Source organism: Treponema primitia (assembly GCF_046533075.1).
GTDB classification, from domain to species: domain Bacteria; phylum Spirochaetota; class Spirochaetia; order Treponematales; family Breznakiellaceae; genus Termitinema; species Termitinema primitia_B.
This window is the reverse complement of the sequence record NZ_JAJQRB010000019.1, coordinates 33,288-50,708: the sequence shown is the minus strand read 5'-3', so window position 1 is coordinate 50,708 and position 17,421 is coordinate 33,288. Positions and strand designations below refer to the sequence as shown.

The following is a 17,421-nucleotide window of genomic DNA, read 5'->3' as shown; positions in this document are numbered from 1 at the left end:
CTTGGTCATGGGTTTGTTATTTTGCTGCATCCCAGCGCTTATGTTTGCCGAGGGGTTCGCAGAAAGCGCTTCTCAGCGGGCCAGGAGCAGATATATTGCAAACAATGGAATTATCCTGGCTCCCGAAGATATCTATACCGATTCCTATCTTGCTTCCTATAACTACGGGTATCCCGAGCCGGAAACCGATATAGGGGTTAACATCTATAATGAGTTAAACCAGACCATCCCCCTGGGACGCAATCACCTGGGGCCGGAAGGTATTATCCAGGTCGGAATCCAGGGGAAAACCTGGGGGTTCGCGGAACTTCCGCCCCTGAATCTGGTTCTGGTGGTGGATACATCCCTTTCTATGAACGATGACAACAAACTCTTCTGGTTTAAGGCGTCCATGGCGGAATTCATAAAGAAAATCCGGAGTGTGGACGCACTATCACTGGTAAGCTTCAACAATTCCGCCCAGGTGGTTTTTGAACCTACCCTGATGAATTCAACCTTGAAACGCCGATTGTTTCTGGAAGCGGTGGATAAACTCTACCCCCAGGGACTCACCAACCTCGAAGCGGGTATCAGTTTGGGCTATGAGCAGATCACGCCCTACTACCGGGAAGATTCGATAAATCAGGTCCTCCTTTTTTCAGACGGAGATGAATTTTCAGCACGGCTCGCCCAGTCCAATGCCCACACCGGTGATCTCAGAATTTCTCTCATGTGGAACAACCGGAACGATCTTGATCTCCATGTGGTAGGCCCCACGGGGGAAGAAATAAATTTCAACAACCCCAGGGATTCCCATGGCGGCTGGTTGGACGTGGATCGGAATTTATATGGAGAAACCCTGAAGCCGGTGGAAAATATTTTCTGGCCCGATAATATGGCCCCCCGGGGAAACTACCGGGTGTATATACAGAATTATATAAGCTATGAAAAGGATCCCCATCCGACCCCCTTCCGGATTGAGATAAAAAATGGAAAGGAATATCTTTACTTTGAAGGGTCCATCCCCGGATCCGGCCGCACCAGTATTACTGAGATCTGTTCTTTTGAATATACCGGCAATGATACCCTGGACCGCCTCCACCAACTGGTGGAACTTTGGAAACAGCAGGGAGTCTCCCTATCAACCATAGGCCTGGGAAGAAACTTCGACGCTGAGCTCCTGCGGACCCTGGCGGAATATGGACAAGGCGCTTCCCGCAGTCTGCGCAGCCGGGATATGGTAGATGGTTTGCTGAATACCGACAGAGAATTTGAGCGGATAGCGGTTACCGCAGCGGAAAACCTGAGTCTGGAACTGGAATTTACCCCGGGTATCGAGGTACTGGAAGTTTTGGGATATCGGCACAGGATCGAAAACAACCGGGTTATATGCCTCATTGACAGCCTGCATCAGGGAGATTATAAGACCCTGTTTGTACGCTACCGTATCCCCCCCCAAAACCGGGGCTTGCAGGTTGCGACTTTACACGTTAAAACCCCCCAGGGTTCGTCCACTCCGGAGCTTGGCCTGTATACCGATGGTAACACTACCCCCGGAATGCCCGACGCCTTTGAGCGGGTAATTGTCCTCACGGAGCCGGTCAATGATTTTGCAGCGGAGATGCTCCGCCATTCCGGCGCTGTACTGGATTTCGCCTCGGCGGTCAGGGAAATCGGCAACCACTATTTTAACCGCGAAAATGATCTGACCCGTCTGGAATCGGCCCTGCAGCTCTCCCGGGAAACCAGCCGGACCTTGGAAACCGTAAAACGGAGTTGGAAAAACGCCAATGCCTTTAACCAGGAACTGTCTGTTATTGCCAGATATATAGAAATACTGAACGAGAAGATTGCGGAAAACCAACGTTCCTTTGTGAATGAATCCCGCTCACGGATGCTCTCTGACCGGGAGGGGTCCTTTTCGCGGATGACCCGGTAGCTCTTTTCTGATATACTACTCTAATGAATATCGAACTCCTTGCCCCCGCAGGATCCCCGGAAGCCCTTGACGCCGCCATTGGCGAGGGGGCTGATGCGGTTTACCTGGGGCTGAAAAACTTCAACGCCCGAATCCGGAGCGCCAACTTTGCCTATTCCCAGTTTGAGGGCCTGCTCCGCGTTACCCGCCGGATGAAGGTCAAAATCTATGTTACGGTGAATACGGTTTTTGAACAGCGGGAAGCAGACCGGATGTATCAGCTCCTGAAATATCTGGCTAATCTGGGTCCGGATGGCATCATTGTCCAGGATTTCGGGGTGGCAAAGATGGTTCGGGATCATTTTCCGGCGCTCCGCCTCCACGCCTCCACCCAGATGAATATCGCCTCAGCCCGGGGGGCGAATCTTCTTTCCAAAAACGGCTTCTCCCGGGTGGTCCTTGCAAGGGAGCTTAATCTGGAGGAAATACGGGATATCCGGGATAACACCAATATGGCGCTGGAGGTCTTTGTCCACGGCGCCCTCTGTGTCAGCGCATCCGGGCTCTGTCTTTTTTCCAGCTACCTGGGTGGCAAGTCCGCCAACCGTGGTATGTGTACCCAGGCTTGCCGACGGCTCTACCGGCGATCCGGCGATGATCGGACGGCCGATAATGGGGGCTACTATTTTAGTCCCGGGGATCTCCAGCTTCTGGAACAGGTTCCGGCTTTGGCGGATGCCGGAGTAAGCTCCTTCAAAATCGAAGGGCGGATGAAAAGCGCCGAGTATGTGGGTACCGTAGTATCCGCCTACCGACGAGTCATAGACGGCCTGGAGGGGGACCGGGAAAAAAGCATGGCCGAAGGGCTGGGCATACTCCGCAACGACTTTGCCCGGGCCAAAACCTCCTTCTATTTTGCCAACGGCCCCGATGCCGACACCGGTCCCAAAACCTGGTTAAACCCGGAACAGGACGGCGGTACGGGTATAGCGCTGGGAACCATACTCCGGGTAAAGGGGGGCGAAGGTGAAAGCCGTGGGCTGATTGCCCGGGGACCGGTTATGCCCGGCATTGGCGATTCGGTACGGCTCCACCGCCGGGACGATTCAGACCGGCAGTCCCATAAGCTGAACTTCGCCGAAGACGAACAGAACGGTGGTGACGCCAAGCGGTGGATTTCCATCCCCGAAGGTTTTGGCGAAGGAGACTCGGTCTACCTGATCCAAACCAAGGCCATGTCCCGGCGTTATACTCCGGTTATACCAAATAACCTGGATACCTGCCGCCGCCTGCCCGGCCATGACAAAGCCCCGGAACTAAGTTTAGGGGCGGTTAAAAAGAAGGACGGCAAGCTGTTCCCCGAAGGAATCTATGTCATGGTTTCCCGGCCGGAGGATCTGTTTGTGGTCCAGTCGGTCAGACCCATACGGGCCATGGTGGAGTATAACCGTAAAACTGCGGCCTATCTTTTGCGGGAAGATAAGCCCCTCCTTCCGTTTAAACCCGGAGAGACTATCCTGGTTCTGGACCCCTATTTCCCCCAGGCCATGGACAGCCTCCTTACGGAGGAGATCCCCCGGCTCTTCGAAAAAGGCTGCCGGGAATTTGTGGTGAACAATCCCGGGCATATATCGCTGTTCCGGGATATGCCCGGGGCGCATCTTATTGCCGGGCCCTACCTCTACGCCTTTAACCGTTGGTCCGCCTCTTTTATCGCCGATATGGGGACAGACGCTCTGATATCCCCCCTGGAAAATAACCGGCAGAACTGGGAAAAAACCATCGAGCAAAACCGGCGCGCCCAGGGCTTTGTCACCGTCTTTGCTTACCCCGCGCTATTCCGCATTAGGGCGGACCTGGGGCAGACTTACAATTTTGGTAATTTCCAGGACAGCAGGGACGAATCTTTCCGGCTTGTTACCGAACGGGACGGCTCCCGGGTCTACCCGGAAAAACCCTTCGCCATTATTGATAAGATCCCCTTCCTGCAGGAGGCAGGGTTCCGCCGTTTTATCCTGGACTTTTCCGGCCCGCCCTTAAAAAAGAAGGATTACAAGGACATAATGGACGCCGTAAAAAATGGCGCTCCGTTGCCAAACGCTGTGCGGTTTAACTGGAAGGATGGATTTTTTACCCAGGAAGAGGGAAAAAGCGGGAGCCGGAGTAACACCCCGGCTCCCTAAAAGAGATAAATCCTATGGTGTCTACTCTATAAGAACCTCCTTAAAACGCCACCGAGGCCATTTCGGCAATATCCTCGGTAACCGCATTTTCAGAAGCCCCTGCTTCTGAGGGATCATCCTGATCGGATTCTTCCCGTTTAAATTCAGGGCGGAATTCTATGTGTTCCGCCACAATCGAAACCCGTGAACGCTGCTTCCCATCGGGGCCGGCCCACCGGTCCTGCTTTAATCGCCCCACAACTTTGACACCCCTGCCCTTATGTCCCAAGTTGTAGCAACTTTCAGCAAGCTTCGACCATGATTCCACATCGAAGAAACTAACCTCGTTCTCTATACCCGTATCCTGTTTGTAGAAACGGTTAGAAGCGATACTAAAGGTACAAAGGGGCGTCCCCTTTGCGGTGGAGCGGAACAGAGGGTCCCGAACCAGATTACCTTCGATAATGATGGAATTGAGGTTATTCATAACTACCTCCAAAAAATGTTTGATCCGGCAATAATCAGAATCACCGGTCATGGTCAATGAATTTTGGCCATGATACCAGGATTAGGGGAGGAAAATAAAAATTGCTTTAGTTAAAACGAAAAAAAATTAAAAAAACGTTAAAAATTCGAATGAATTAAAAGTTTTACCATATAGAGGACTATATATTGGCGCAGATTATCCTGATTTTTTAAATCCCGCAGGGTACTATTTTCATCCGCAATACGGCGGGCAAGCTTTTCCAGGGAATCCCTGGTTAGCATCATATGCCTCTGGCCGTGCAGGACCTGCCGCAGCCGGTCCCGTATCAGGGTTTTAACATCGGTTAACAGATCTTCCCGGGCCTGCTGTTTGAGCAGGGTATTCCACCGGTTTGCCAAATTCTCCAGATACGTATCAATATCATCGCCATAGGGGACCAATTCGGATTCCAGCTTCCGCCCGGCCTCTTTGATCTCCTTATCCTGGTTTTTATTCGCAGAACGACCCTTCTCCGGAATGTCATTTTCGACATTTTTTTTCTTTCCGATTTTTAATTTTATATTTTTCAATTTTTGAAAAAAGGCTATAAGGGCTATAAATAAGGGAATGGAATACCAAAAGGGCAGAAGGGCACGGGTATCGGCTAAGATTTCCTTCCGTTTAATGAGAAGAATAGTTGCCAAGGGTAAAAGGGCGCCCCCGTGAACAAAAAAACGCGCCCCCTCGGGAATAAAGCCCTGGATCTGTTCTATTTCATCACAGACCAGGTATAGCTTTTTATCTGTTATAACCGCCATCAGCTCCGGGGCTAACTCACCTACAAAACGCTTCAACAGCTTCTCAAAATCCTCATCCTTCTCCATAGCCGACTCGCGGCGATAAGCCTTGATTATTGTGAGCCAACGATCCGAAACGGCTCTTTTTATAAGCGGCCGAGCTTCGGTAAGAAAATTTACACTGAAATCGTAGTAATGTATCTTTTTAATATACCGTTTTGCGTCCGTAGGGCCGGTAATGAGGAGTATCTCCGGCAGTTCCTCAGCATTGGAACTTTTCAGCTTCACCGTAAGCCAGTCTTCCAGGTCCTTTTCGGAGTACAGTCCAAGGAGCGGTACCCCCTTGCTGTTGATAAATTTTAAGATGGTATCCATGGAATAAGCGTAAGGCGGCTGATCAAATTGCAGAGCCAGATCATTTAAGGCCATATCCCTTTCTTTTTTCTTAAAAGACAAAGCCCGGTAGTAATTATTTATAATCTCGATTATATGTAAGGACTGTAATACGGCGATATCCTCATTAAGCAACTCCTGTCTCTTGGTGATATCGCTTCTAACCAAGCCGCAAAAGCTGGCCCAGAATAGATAAGGAAAATCTTCCCCGTCCTCTAAGCTGGTAAGACAATCCAGGGGCCGTACCATCATCCGGTTAAATATATCCCTCAGCTGATTTTCCCTGCCCTGATAATGGGGGATAAGCTTATTCTGCAGGTAATCCTTATTATCCTGGGTACGAAGGAAATGCCGTACCTTAAGCATTGCCGATTCCATAAGGCGCCGGGGTATCATGGTTGATAAGCTAAGGGCATTGGGGATCCCCGGAGGGAAAACAAGCATAATAAGCGGCATACGTTCAGTCTGGGGATGCTCAAGGTAGGTAACCAAATCCGTTTTTACATTCAGAGATTTTAAATGTTCCGGGGGTACTTTAATCTTGAGAGAATTTTCGGAGGGAAAGGGCAGCCCGGCGGAATCGTCCGGCGATGCATAGGCATTTTCCAACAGGTCTATGTAGAAATTGCGCATATAAATCCGGGTTCCGGTTTTTTCGGTAAGGATCATGCACTTTTCAGAATCCAGGAGAGGCGTCATTTCCTCCCAAATTTTTCTGCTGGTATCCTTGGCCCATATGGCCCATTCCGGCTGTTCATTAGCATAATGCCGGGCGTATTTTTCCACAAAACTAATAAAAGCTTCGCTGTCTATATAAGGGGTATGTTCTTTATTTCCATAGGATATCAGCATACTATATAAAACCGGTCTTAGAGTCATATACCAATATTGTACCAGGAATTTTCTAAAACCGCAATGTTATGATCCCAGTTTTGATATCTGGTCTTCCTGGAGTCCATAGCTTTCCTTTTCGCGGTTCCCTGCGGGCTCCACATGAACCATGATATCGTAGACCCCCTCTACCCGCCCCTTGATCGCCTTTTCTACCCCTGAGGCAATAGCGTGAGCCTCCCGGATGGTCAGGGATGGGTCCACTTCAATGTCGATGTCGATATCCCAAAACCCGGCTATGCGGCGCATACGGGTACGGTGGGGGTTCCCTGCCCCAGGAACACTGTGGACTGCCTCAAACACGGCCCGGTAAAATTCCTTCCCCGAACCGCCGTCCATAAGTTCTGCGTTAGCCTCGACGAAAATCTCTACCCCGGCTTTGATCACCCAAATACCTACCAGGAGGGCTGCTACCGAATCGATGAGTCCTATACCGGTAAGGATGGAAAAAAAGAGGCCGATCAAAACTCCTGCGGATATCACCACGTCGCCGGTCATGTTTTTCGCGTTGGCCTTGAGCATAGGGGAATCCGCTCTTTTCCCAAAAAGGTATTGGCTCCAGGCAAGGATGATTTTACCAATTATGGAAATAATGGTTACGATAAGGGCAAGTGACCCCGGTACTTCACGGCGCTTTCCAAAAATGATATTGGAAGCCGAATTAAGCATGAGCTGGGCGCCGGCAAAAAAGAGGGCAAAGGAAAGGATGGCGGTGGCCACCGTTTCGGCCCGGCCATGGCCCCAGGGGTGGGAGGCATCCGCAGGCTGGGCAATAACCCTGGCTACCACCAGGGTCATCACCGCGATGAGAACATCCACCGAAGTATCGATACCATCCCCTATAACCGCGAGACTTTCGGCATAGATACCGGCGCTAATCTTAAGCACCGCCAGAACGGCGTTCCCCAGCAGGGCAACCCAGGCCGCCGTCTTTATAAGTCTGGTTTTTCTGGTTCCGGTCTCCAATATATTACTGCCTGGACTCTTCCCGGTCCGCCAGAATTAGCTCCAGCCGGATCGTCCTTCCGCCGCGGATCAGCTCCACCGCAACCCGTTCCCCGGGCTTATTATCCTCCAAGGCCGAGTAGAGATCCGCCAGGGTTTCGGTTTTCATCCCGTCCACGGAGCTGATAATATCCCCGCCAAGGTAGATCACGTTAGACCCGTAGCGCACGGGCTCACTCCCCTGGCGTATCCCCGCCTGTTCCGCAAAACCATTCCGGTTAGTCCGGGATACCAGGAGCCCCGACTCTACCGGCAGCTTAGCGTAACGTACCAGGGCGGGGAAAATCTGCACAACCGATGCGTCGATCCAGCCGCGCCGGACCTTCCCATAGGCGATAAGCTCAGCCACCACCCGCTTAGCGGTATTAACCGGTACCGCGAACCCGATACCCACGGAACCGCCGGAGGGGGAATAGATCATAGTATTAATGCCGATCATCCTACCCATGGAATCCAGGAGGGGCCCTCCGGAATTGCCGGGGTTAATAGAAGCATCGGTCTGGATCATGTCCCGGATAATATTCTGCCGGGAAGTCTGGATAGGCCGCCCCAGTCCGGAAACGATACCCACGGTCAGGGTCCGCTCCAGGGCAAAGGGGTTGCCGATGGCCATCACCTTCTGGCCCACCTTAAGGTTCTCCGAATCCCCAAAGGGCACGGTCTTCAGTTCCGCCCCACGGGGGGGATCAAACTTCAGCACCGCCAGATCATTTTCCGGGTCCGTACCGATAAGCGAACCCTCTAGCTGGGTACCATCGGCCAGGTTGATAAACACCTTATATGCATTTTCGATAACGTGATTGTTGGTTAACACATAGCCCCGGGTATCGATGATGGACCCCGACCCGGAACCGCCCTCCTGGGGCACCGGTTCCAGGAACCAGTTGATCGCCACGGTTTCGGTGGTGATGTTCACCACCGCCTCGTTAAGCTGCTCGTAAACCCCGATATTCTCCCGCTCATCCTCCGTATAGGCTTGGAGCTCCGCAGTTTTTGTCAGCAGGGGATTAGTATAGGGAGACTGCCGCAGCTGCAGTGCTTCCAGGGGATCCGCTTCGGTGTTTTTGACTGCCTCAGCCTGGGCCTTAGTTCCGCCTTTCAGGGGTATCCGTAAAACACCTATCCCCACGGCAAACATAACTACAATGAGGACGCTCAGCACGGAAAAAAAGATTACCTGCCCGCGGCTATACAATTTCATGGGCTCCCCCAGGGTTTTAGTATGCTATTAGTATAGTAGAAACAGGCAGAAAATTAAAGGGGGTACAAAATTTAGACCCCGCGTTTTATAATTGCCCAGAAGGGGGTATATCGATTATATTAAATAAAGTATGCAGATCCCCTGTTACCCCGACTTTGTACCCCTAACTCTGGGATTAAAAGATGAAATGCATCCCCATCTTTCCCAAACCCCCGATGGCGTGTCTGAATACACCTTTGGCGGTCTTTTTTTATTCCGGAAACGGTACAATTACCGGGTTTCCCGGGTACCGAATAAGACCTTTATACTCTCCGGGGAAAGGGAGGGGAAAAAATTCTTTATGACCCCCTCTGCGGCTCCGGATCGGGACATTCTGGAAAAGCTTTTTACGACCCATGAATATTGGAAGGGCATCTCCGATTCAGTGCTTATCCCCAGCCGGAAACATCTGGAAGAATGGGGCATCGAAATTACGGAAGATCGGGACAACTTTGACTATCTCTACCGGCGGAGCGATCTGGCGGAACTGCCGGGTAAGAAATACCATAAGAAACGGAACCTGGTTAACCAATTTGTAAATTACTATTCCCACGAGCAGCGGCCTCTAAGCGCGGAGCTCATTCCCCAGGCCCTGTGGGTCCTGGACCGCTGGCGGGAAGACAAGGGCGCCGACGGGGATTATATCGCCGCCCGGGAAAGCCTGGAATTGTTTAACAAACTGGAAATGAGGGGCGCCATATATTACATAAACGGCGAGCCCGCCGGTTGGTGCCTGGGAGAAAGTCTTGCGGATGGCCGCATGTTCGCCATTCATTTTGAAAAAGCCATTGATGAATACAAGGGAATTTTTCAGTACATGAACCAAAGCTTTGCCGCCTCCCTGCCGGAATCGTTTATCCATATCAACCGGGAGCAGGATCTGGGAGACGAGGGGCTGCGACAGGCCAAGATGACCTACCGGCCTTCGGGTTTTGTCAAAAAATATACCGCTAGCCCGGGAAAGACCTAAAGGAGAACCGGGCTACAGAATATGTTCCAGAAGGATTTTTATACCTATTCCAATCAGAATCAATCCGCCAATAATCTGCGACCCATTTTCAAAGGCCAAACCGATTTTTTTTCCGAATTCAAAACCAAAAAAACATAATACAAAGGTCATGCTCCCGATAATTAATGCGGGAATCCATATGTCCTGATTCACCATACTAAAAGACAGACCAACCGCCAACGCATCAATGCTTGTTGCTATTGCAAGTATAAAAAGATTTCCAATATTCTGAATGTCAATATTTTTTCCGGTTGTTTTTTCCTTATTCTTGCTAATTGCGCCAATAAGCATTTTACCGCCAATAAAAGACAACAAAGCAAAGGCTATCCAATGATCGAATGCCTCTATATAGACAACAAAGGTTTTCCCCAAAAACCATCCAATTACGGGCATGATAAATTGGAAGGCGCCAAAAAAGAAAGAGCCCCTGACAACATAGAATGTTTTTAAGTTCCTATTACATATGCCCGAACTGATTGAAACCGCAAGGGCATCAAAGGCAAGACTAAAACCAATCAGTATAATGGAAAGCATTTAGACACCCTATCCGTTTTCAAGGGCCGTTACAAGTGCCCTGCTTTCTACCTATTCCATCGGCACTTTATGGACCATAACATGATTCTTGGATAAAAAAGCCTCCGTCTCCGGGGGTATCCGGTCATCGGTATAAACCGTTGAAACATCCGTAGTACGTACCAGCCCAACCACACCCTGGTGGGAAAACTTTTCCGATTCCGTTAATACCATCACCTGCCGGGCCTGTTTCGCGATACCCTGAACGGTCTCGGCCCGCAGGTGGTCCCTGCCGGTAAACCCAAATTTCTCGGTAAACCCATCGGTTCCGATGAAAAGTTTATCCGTAAAAAAATCCCCCGCACATTTTATGGTGATGGGGCCCACCGCCACCTGGGATTCGCTCTGGTAGTCACCCCCCAGGAGAATAATCTTGATATGAAAAGCATGGCGTACATGGTTAGCTATAAAGGAAGAGTTGGTGATTATCGTAACATCCCGCTTAGTTGCGGCCAGTTCTTCCGCCAGAAGGGCACAGCAGGAACCGGATTCGATAATTACCGTTTCCCCATTATTCACCGCCAGGGCCGCAGCCTGGGCTATCTGCTTTTTTATGTCGTAATGGTAGGCCAGACGGCGTCCCACATCGTCCACGGCGCCGATAACCGCATAACCATGTTCACGCCGGAGAACTCCCATCTCCTCAAGTTCCGCCAAATCTTTGCGTACCGTTACCTTGGATACGCCCAGGAGTTCCGCCAAAGCGCTTACCTCAAGCCTTTGGCGCTCTGTGACTATATCGAGAATCTTTACGTGTCTCTTTATCAATCCAATACCCCTTATAGCATAGGATATCTCAGAATTCTTCTTATGTCAATATAAATACCTTCTTACGAAATCAAAAATCTAGCTTTTCGTATACAAAAAAACCCCCTGAGGGATGGCAGCCTCAGGAGGCTTAGGGGGAATGAAACTTTACCGGGCAACATTTCCCGACACGATGGCAGTGGACCGGACAACGGCGGGTACTTTATTAACGATGACCTTTCTTTCAGCTAAGAATTTATCAATATCGTAGGGGATTTTATCGTCCGTGAACACCGCAGCTACATCTTCAACCCGAACCAATCCCTCAACACCCTGGTGGAAGAATTTTTCAGATTCCGTTAAAACGATGATCCGCTTTGCCTGTTCCGCCATATCCCGTACCGCCTGGGCCCGACAATGATCCCTTCCGGTAAATCCAAATTTCGTGGTAAAACCATCGGTCCCGATAAAAAATTTATCGGACATAAAAAACTCGGTGTACTTCCGCATTATAGGCCCAACCAGAACCTGGGAATTTTTCTGGTATTCTCCTCCCAGGAGGATTACCCTTCCGTAGGGCGCGTGCCGTATATGGTTGGCGATAAAGGCGGAATTAGTGACAATCGTAACATCCCGTTTACTGTTAGCCAGTTCCTCCGCAAAAAGGGCGCAGCAGGAACCGGATTCTATCATCACCGTCTCGTCATCCTCCACCAGTTCCGCGGCGGCCTTTGCTATCCTTCGTTTGATATCGTAGTGAAAAGCCATACGTCTCCCCACATCATCAAAGGAGCCAAAAAGGGCAAATCCATGTTCCCGGCGTATAAGCCCCCGTTCTTCAAGCTGATCCAGGTCTTTTCGTATCGTTACCTGGGAAACATCCAAGAGTTCAGCCAAAATCGCAACCTCGATCCGATGATTCTGAGCCAGGAGTTCTAAAATTCGGTTGTGTCTTTCCGTCATCGTTTACCTTCCTTTCATGTTTGTTCGTTTCGTTTTAATCCGTAGCGCTACCGATTTTAAGGGGTTTTATTTGCTTTCCCTTGCTTATAAGATACTAAAATAAACCAAAAAGTCAATAAAAAGGTTTCGTACGTAATTAAAATGTTTACTCTGGCAATATAATTGCTTTTCGTATTATATAGGGAGTAAATTGGTGGAATTATGCGCCGACAGAAAAAAAGCCCTCCTTTCGGAGGACCTTGAACCGTATAGGGCGTTAGTTATTTCATATTCGCATTTTCAATGGCGATGATTTCCTGAACCTTGGGTGATGAGGGGCCTTCTTTAAATTCCAGGGTGATCCATTCCCCTACAATTTTCTTCGCCAGCTCATGACCAATAACCCGCTCTCCCATGGTAAGCACATTAGCGTTATTGCTGAGTATAGAACGTTCCGCAGAAAAATTATCGTGACAGCAGGCCGCGCGGATACCCTTAAACTTATTTGCCGACATGGCCATGCCGATACCGGTACCACAAACCAGGATGCCCCGCTTAGTGTATCCGCTTTCGATGATAGCTTGGCAAACCTTTTTTGCTACCGAAGGATAATTGGTTGGGTCATCGGCACTGTCGCAGCCCTTGTTCTCCACGGCAACACCCTTACTCTCCAGAAACTTTATCAGCATGTTCTTCATGGGGACCGCGGCATTATCGCAGCCGATAACAATAGTATGCATCAGGCGCCCGCCTTTAGCTGTTCAACAATGCCATCCGCTATGGCGGTGAGGATGATGCAGCAGGATACGGCTCCGGCGTCCAGGACTCCCCGGGAACGCTCCCCCAGGCGGCTTGAACGGCCGAACTTGGCCACCAGGTCCTTGGTTGAATCCCGGCCCTTTGCGGCGGCGGCTTTCATTTCCCCTAACGCTTCGGGAAGGGATTTTCCCGCCTTTGCGGCCTGTTTAAGGGCCTCATTAGCCGGCGCCAGGGTATCCACCAGGGTCTTATCCCCAACTTCGCCCTTTACCACTTCATGCAGGCCGTCAAGCCCGGCGTTTACCATTTTTGAAACATCGGCGGTATCGATCTCTTCAAGATCCTCTATTGATTCCGCCATGCTCATAAAAATTGACCCATAGATTGGCCCCATGGAGCCCCCAATCTTGGAAAACAGGAGGTTCCCCAGTTCATCCAGCCCCTCGGTAAAACCTATATCCTTAGCCGCTATCTGCTCAGCAAACATGGTGAAGCCCTTGTTCATATTCATACCATGATCGCCGTCTCCGATAAGGCCATCAACCTCTCCAAGGTAGTCCTTGTTCTGCTGAATCCCCGTAACCATCTTTAAAAGAACCGGCTTACCGTCCTTGACTTTAAATCCACCCAAAATAGTTTCTCCCTATTTTTGTTTTATGCCCATACTGTAACAGGGCATATCCACCAATTTTTTAAGCTCATCGTCCAGCTTCATGACTGTCAGAGTTGCACCCATCATTTCCAAAGAAGTGAAGTAATTTCCCGCATAAGCCCGGTGAATCTTGATACCCTTTCCGGCGATGAGTTTTTCTATTTCGTCATAGAGTACGTAGATCTCCATAATCGGCGTAGCGCCCAGCCCGGAGACCAGTACCACCACCTCATCCCCCGAAACGAAAGGATAGTCGGGCAGAACCACATCCACCATCCGTTTGGCCATCTGGGCCGCAGTTTCCAGGGGACAGACCTCAATCCCCGGCTCCCCATGATGGCCGATCCCCACTTCCATGGTTCCCGGTTTAATTTCAAAATTAGGGTGTCCCACCGCAGGCAGGGTACAGGGGGTTAGGCCGATACCAATGCTGCGGGTATTATCAATGGCTTTTTGGGCTGCCGCGATAACCTCGTCCAGGTTCCCGCCGGCTGCGGCTTTTGCACCGCCGACCTTCCACATCAACACTTCCCCGGCCACACCCCGCCGCTTTTCCCGCTCGTCCTTGGGCGCCGAAGCGACATCATCATTGGCTACCACGGTCTTTACTTCAAGGCCTTCTTTCTTGGCCATTTTGACCGCCATCTTTACGTTCATGTTGTCCCCGGAGTAGTTTCCGTAGAGACAGGCCACGCCCTTGCCCCGGTCCGCCGCCTTAAATGCGTCCAGAAAAGCCGCCGCCGTTGGGGATGAACAAATCTCACCTACCGCAACCGCATCGCAAAGATTTTCCCCGATATAACCGATAAAGGCAGGTTTATGCCCGCTGCCGCCGCCGGTTACCACCCCGACTTTATCGGCGGGAATATCAACACGCTTAAGAACCCTTGGATTTTTAGTAGCAGTCACAATATCACTATGCACTTTTACGAAGCCCTTGAGCATTTCATCAACGATATCATCCGGATTGTTTAAAATACGCTGCATCTTATTTTCTCCTTCCAGGCGCTATTCTATTTACTTGTATATCCGCCGTCAACCAGCAAATTATGTCCGGTTATCATGGCTGCGGTGTTACTGCAGAGGAAGGCAATAACCCCGGCGATTTCATCGGGTTCGGCAAACCGTTCGGCGGGGATCTCCTTCTTAAAGGCATCTCCCACCGGCCCGTCCCAGGCTTTATGACCCAGTTCGGTTAAGACCACCGTGGGGGACACGCAGTTTACCCGTATATCGTACTTACCCCACTCAAGGGCCAGAACCTGGGTCATGGAAATGATCCCCCCCTTACTGGCGCAGTACGCCACATGCTTATCCAGGGCGATAACACCCGCCTGGGAAGCCAAACTGACAATAGAGCCGGGAAGCTTTTTTTCAATTAAATAGGAACCGAAAACCTGGGCCATCATAAAACTGGCTTTGAGGTTAATGTTAATGGTACGATCCCAAAAATCTTCGGAAATGATCTCCGCCTTTTCCAGGACTGCAATACCGGCGCTGTTTACCAATATATCAATTTTTCCAAAGGCCTTCACGCCCGCTTCAATAATACTTTTACGATAAGCGCCTTCGGTTATATTCCCCACAACACCGATATTCTTAGGACCAATTTTCTTGGCTATGATATCCGTTTCCGGATTCAGATCCGCCAGGATTAGATTCACGCCTTTCTTGGCAAAAAACTGTGCAGTAGCATTGCCGATCCCGGCAGCGCCTCCGGTGATAATAGCGGTTTTCCCTTCCAGAGAAAAATTTACATCCGCTCCATGGTATGATAGCATAATTTACCCCTTTTCGAATAATATCCAATAAAAAGAAGAATTCCAACCCCAAAGGAATGAAACCCTTCTTTTATCCATTAGGGATGCCCCTTAAAGTGCACCGGCTCTTTTATGTGTATCAATAAGGGACTGGACATTATCCTTGGTAATAACGGGGCATTCAATATCAATATTGGAAAAGCCCTGCTGGGTTCCGCTCAGGATAGCATTAATAATGTTCAGGCTATTTTCCGCGAGGGCATAGGCATTCTGGAAAGAAGTGGCGGTCATCTTGCCTTGCTGGATAAGCAGAGCAGCCTCGGCAGTACCGTCTACGCCATAAACCAACAGGTTCGCATAGGCGGGGTTATCCTTAATGACCTCAATGGCGCCGGTGGCCATATTATCGTTCATTGAGATAACGGCGTCGATTTTTCCGTGAGCCTGTACCCAGTCTTCCATCAGCTTCATCGCTTCGTCTTTGTTCCAGTTTGCATAATCCTCAGCCAGCTTTACAATATCAGGCCTGGCATTAAAGAAAATCTCCTGCCATGCCCGGCGGCGTTCATTTGAGTGGGGATGTGCGGCGGGGCCATTCAGTACGACAACCCGGGCGCCCTGGGGGATCTGGGTTAACGCAAGCTTCGCACAACCGCCGCCCTGATCAAAGGGACTTGCGTCTACGCTGTTACTTACATTTTCCATGCCGGGAATACGGAGATTTACTGTTACCAGGGGGATACCCGCTTTAACAGCCCTTTCCGCAGGAGGCCGCTGGGCTTCAGTATTCTGAGGCTGTAACAGGATAACGTCAAACTTGTTGGTTATGCCGTTATCAACAAAATCCGCAATCTGCTGATCGCTTCCCTGGCCATCCTGACTGGTAAGAACAATATCGGGGTATTTTTTTACTTCCTCTTCCAAGGCACTCCGCAACCATGCAGGGAATGTATCTCCCAGCGTCCGAGCTACAAACAGAACCCGTTTCTTGCCGGTATCCTTTCCACCGGCGGCGAAGGCCATGGTTGAACAAACCATAGTCAATGCTAATACTGCCACTAAGAACTTCTTCATGTCTTCCTCCAAGAATAGCTTTATTCTTAAACGCAAGGCGTTTAATTCACTTTGATCCGGCTCAACCCTCTGCCGGCACTTCCTTAACTGCAAGCCTCCGATTCTTTGCGCGGAGATCAAGGATCACTGCCAACACGATGATGATCCCCTTTACAATCTGCTGGATATAGGGGTTTATCCCGATAAGGTTCATTATGTTGTTGATAATGCCGACGATGAACGCCCCCGCAAGAGTTCCAACCGCACTACCAACGCCGCCGGAAAAGCTCGTCCCGCCGATAATAGCCGCCGTAAGGGCTTCCATTTCATAACCGGAACCCGAACCGGGTATACCCGCATTGATACGGGACATGAATATGATCCCCGCAAGACCAACAAGAAAACCATTAAGGATATAGCAGAAAAATTTTACCCTGCTTACATTTATTCCCGAAGCAATCGCCGCCTCTTCATTCCCTCCGATGGCATAGAGGGATCTGCCGAAGCGGGTATGATTCAGTATATACCAGGTAAAAATGAGCATGGCAAACATAAAGATAACAGGAACCGGAATAAATGAAAGATTACCCTGCCCAAAGACAACAAATTTACCAATCTGGTATATGTCCTGGCCGCGGGTAAAAAGCAAAACGCTGCCGCGGGCTATGGTTGTTATAGCCAGGGTAGCAATGAAGGCCGGCGTTTTGTAGACACTGACAAGCAGTCCGCTTATTGCATTAAAGGCAATTGCAAGGGCAAGGCCGGCGGTGAATGCAAGTGCGATGTTCCCGGTAAACTTGAATACCCATATGGAAAAACAGCCCGTAAAGGCAATGACCGCGCCGGACGAAAGGTCTATCATACCGGAAATGATTAACGCAGTCTCACCAAATGCCAGAATAACAACAACCGCGTTTTGGCGCAGAATATTGGTAAGATTTACCAGTGACAAGAAATGGGAATTCAATATACAACTGATAATGAATACAGCCGCAAGAACAACCAGAATACTATACTTGCTTACAAAAGCTGAAATCCGTGTCAGTAAAGTATCATTTTTCGACATTTTTCTTCT

Annotated in this window: 16 protein-coding genes; 3 read left to right on the top strand and 13 right to left on the bottom strand. The window is 50.0% G+C overall.

Annotated elements, in window-relative coordinates:
• Positions 1-7: 7 nt before the first annotated feature.
• Both LQZ19_RS03735 and LQZ19_RS03730 read left to right on the top strand, forming a co-directional pair.
• A complete protein-coding gene (locus LQZ19_RS03735; protein WP_411046309.1) occupies positions 8-1,918 on the top strand; it encodes a VWA domain-containing protein in 1,911 nt (636 codons plus the stop codon).
• 23 nt (positions 1,919-1,941) lie between these two features.
• Complete coding sequence (locus LQZ19_RS03730; protein ID WP_411046308.1) at positions 1,942-4,080, top strand: peptidase U32 family protein; 2,139 nt, start codon at positions 1,942-1,944, stop codon at positions 4,078-4,080.
• Positions 4,081-4,120: 40 nt separating this feature from the next.
• Here the strand turns inward: LQZ19_RS03730 and LQZ19_RS03725 are convergent, their stop codons facing one another.
• The 4 genes from LQZ19_RS03725 to LQZ19_RS03710 form a co-directional block, all read right to left on the bottom strand.
• Entirely contained in the window at positions 4,121-4,546 is a 426-nt protein-coding gene (locus LQZ19_RS03725; protein ID WP_411046307.1) for a single-stranded DNA-binding protein, read from the bottom strand.
• A gap of 137 nt (positions 4,547-4,683) precedes the next feature.
• The gene (locus tag LQZ19_RS03720; RefSeq protein ID WP_411046306.1) at positions 4,684-6,567 is read right to left on the bottom strand and encodes a hypothetical protein; all 1,884 of its coding nucleotides are present in this window, start codon (positions 6,565-6,567) and stop codon (positions 4,684-4,686) included.
• 66 nt (positions 6,568-6,633) lie between these two features.
• Positions 6,634-7,572, bottom strand: coding sequence for a cation diffusion facilitator family transporter (locus LQZ19_RS03715; RefSeq protein WP_411046305.1), 939 nt, complete (start codon positions 7,570-7,572; stop codon positions 6,634-6,636).
• Between the two features lie 4 nt (positions 7,573-7,576).
• Positions 7,577-8,812, bottom strand: a complete 1,236-nt coding sequence (locus LQZ19_RS03710) for a S1C family serine protease (protein ID WP_411046304.1) — start codon at positions 8,810-8,812, stop codon at positions 7,577-7,579.
• A 130-nt stretch (positions 8,813-8,942) separates the two neighbouring features.
• Here LQZ19_RS03710 and LQZ19_RS03705 point away from each other — a divergent pair, with 130 nt between their 5' ends.
• Positions 8,943-9,821 (top strand): DUF2156 domain-containing protein, encoded by an 879-nt coding sequence (locus tag LQZ19_RS03705; protein WP_411046303.1) that lies wholly within the window; start codon positions 8,943-8,945, stop codon positions 9,819-9,821.
• Positions 9,822-9,833: 12 nt separating this feature from the next.
• Here the strand turns inward: LQZ19_RS03705 and LQZ19_RS03700 are convergent, their stop codons facing one another.
• From LQZ19_RS03700 to LQZ19_RS03660, 9 genes are all read right to left on the bottom strand, one after another.
• Positions 9,834-10,394, bottom strand: coding sequence for a manganese efflux pump MntP (locus LQZ19_RS03700; RefSeq protein WP_411046302.1), 561 nt, complete (start codon positions 10,392-10,394; stop codon positions 9,834-9,836).
• 51 nt (positions 10,395-10,445) lie between these two features.
• Entirely contained in the window at positions 10,446-11,201 is a 756-nt protein-coding gene (locus tag LQZ19_RS03695; protein WP_411046301.1) for a DeoR/GlpR family DNA-binding transcription regulator, read from the bottom strand.
• Positions 11,202-11,348: 147 nt separating this feature from the next.
• Complete coding sequence (locus LQZ19_RS03690; RefSeq protein WP_411046300.1) at positions 11,349-12,143, bottom strand: DeoR family transcriptional regulator; 795 nt, start codon at positions 12,141-12,143, stop codon at positions 11,349-11,351.
• A 260-nt stretch (positions 12,144-12,403) separates the two neighbouring features.
• Positions 12,404-12,862, bottom strand: a complete 459-nt coding sequence (rpiB, locus tag LQZ19_RS03685; RefSeq protein WP_411046299.1) for a ribose 5-phosphate isomerase B — start codon at positions 12,860-12,862, stop codon at positions 12,404-12,406.
• Entirely contained in the window at positions 12,862-13,512 is a 651-nt protein-coding gene (gene dhaL, locus LQZ19_RS03680) for a dihydroxyacetone kinase subunit DhaL (RefSeq protein WP_411046298.1), read from the bottom strand. The genes rpiB and dhaL overlap by 1 nt, the downstream gene beginning before the upstream one ends.
• Before the next feature lie 12 nt (positions 13,513-13,524).
• Positions 13,525-14,520 carry a dihydroxyacetone kinase subunit DhaK gene (locus tag LQZ19_RS03675; RefSeq protein ID WP_411046297.1) on the bottom strand — a complete coding sequence of 332 codons (996 nt, stop codon included), beginning with the start codon at positions 14,518-14,520 and terminating at the stop codon, positions 13,525-13,527.
• 26 nt (positions 14,521-14,546) lie between these two features.
• Positions 14,547-15,314 (bottom strand): GolD/DthD family dehydrogenase, encoded by a 768-nt coding sequence (locus LQZ19_RS03670; protein WP_411046296.1) that lies wholly within the window; start codon positions 15,312-15,314, stop codon positions 14,547-14,549.
• A 90-nt stretch (positions 15,315-15,404) separates the two neighbouring features.
• Entirely contained in the window at positions 15,405-16,367 is a 963-nt protein-coding gene (locus LQZ19_RS03665; protein ID WP_411046295.1) for a sugar ABC transporter substrate-binding protein, read from the bottom strand.
• A gap of 61 nt (positions 16,368-16,428) precedes the next feature.
• A complete protein-coding gene (locus LQZ19_RS03660; RefSeq protein ID WP_411046294.1) occupies positions 16,429-17,412 on the bottom strand; it encodes an ABC transporter permease in 984 nt (327 codons plus the stop codon).
• Positions 17,413-17,421: the final 9 nt, after the last annotated feature.

What these genes read in the sequence shown, in the direction of transcription:
- LQZ19_RS03735 (WP_411046309.1), top strand. Translation starts at nt 8, where the DNA reads ATGGGTTTGTTATTTTGCTGCATCCCAGCGCTTATGTTTGCCGAGGGG.
- LQZ19_RS03730 (WP_411046308.1), top strand. Translation starts at nt 1,942, where the DNA reads ATGAATATCGAACTCCTTGCCCCCGCAGGATCCCCGGAAGCCCTTGAC.
- LQZ19_RS03725 (WP_411046307.1), bottom strand. Translation starts at nt 4,546, where the DNA reads ATGAATAACCTCAATTCCATCATTATCGAAGGTAATCTGGTTCGGGAC.
- LQZ19_RS03720 (WP_411046306.1), bottom strand. Translation starts at nt 6,567, where the DNA reads ATGCTGATATCCTATGGAAATAAAGAACATACCCCTTATATAGACAGC.
- LQZ19_RS03710 (WP_411046304.1), bottom strand. Translation starts at nt 8,812, where the DNA reads ATGAAATTGTATAGCCGCGGGCAGGTAATCTTTTTTTCCGTGCTGAGC.
- LQZ19_RS03705 (WP_411046303.1), top strand. Translation starts at nt 8,943, where the DNA reads ATGCAGATCCCCTGTTACCCCGACTTTGTACCCCTAACTCTGGGATTA.
- LQZ19_RS03700 (WP_411046302.1), bottom strand. Translation starts at nt 10,394, where the DNA reads ATGCTTTCCATTATACTGATTGGTTTTAGTCTTGCCTTTGATGCCCTT.
- LQZ19_RS03690 (WP_411046300.1), bottom strand. Translation starts at nt 12,143, where the DNA reads ATGACGGAAAGACACAACCGAATTTTAGAACTCCTGGCTCAGAATCAT.
- rpiB (WP_411046299.1), bottom strand. Translation starts at nt 12,862, where the DNA reads ATGCATACTATTGTTATCGGCTGCGATAATGCCGCGGTCCCCATGAAG.
- LQZ19_RS03675 (WP_411046297.1), bottom strand. Translation starts at nt 14,520, where the DNA reads ATGCAGCGTATTTTAAACAATCCGGATGATATCGTTGATGAAATGCTC.
- LQZ19_RS03670 (WP_411046296.1), bottom strand. Translation starts at nt 15,314, where the DNA reads ATGCTATCATACCATGGAGCGGATGTAAATTTTTCTCTGGAAGGGAAA.
- LQZ19_RS03665 (WP_411046295.1), bottom strand. Translation starts at nt 16,367, where the DNA reads ATGAAGAAGTTCTTAGTGGCAGTATTAGCATTGACTATGGTTTGTTCA.
- LQZ19_RS03660 (WP_411046294.1), bottom strand. Translation starts at nt 17,412, where the DNA reads ATGTCGAAAAATGATACTTTACTGACACGGATTTCAGCTTTTGTAAGC.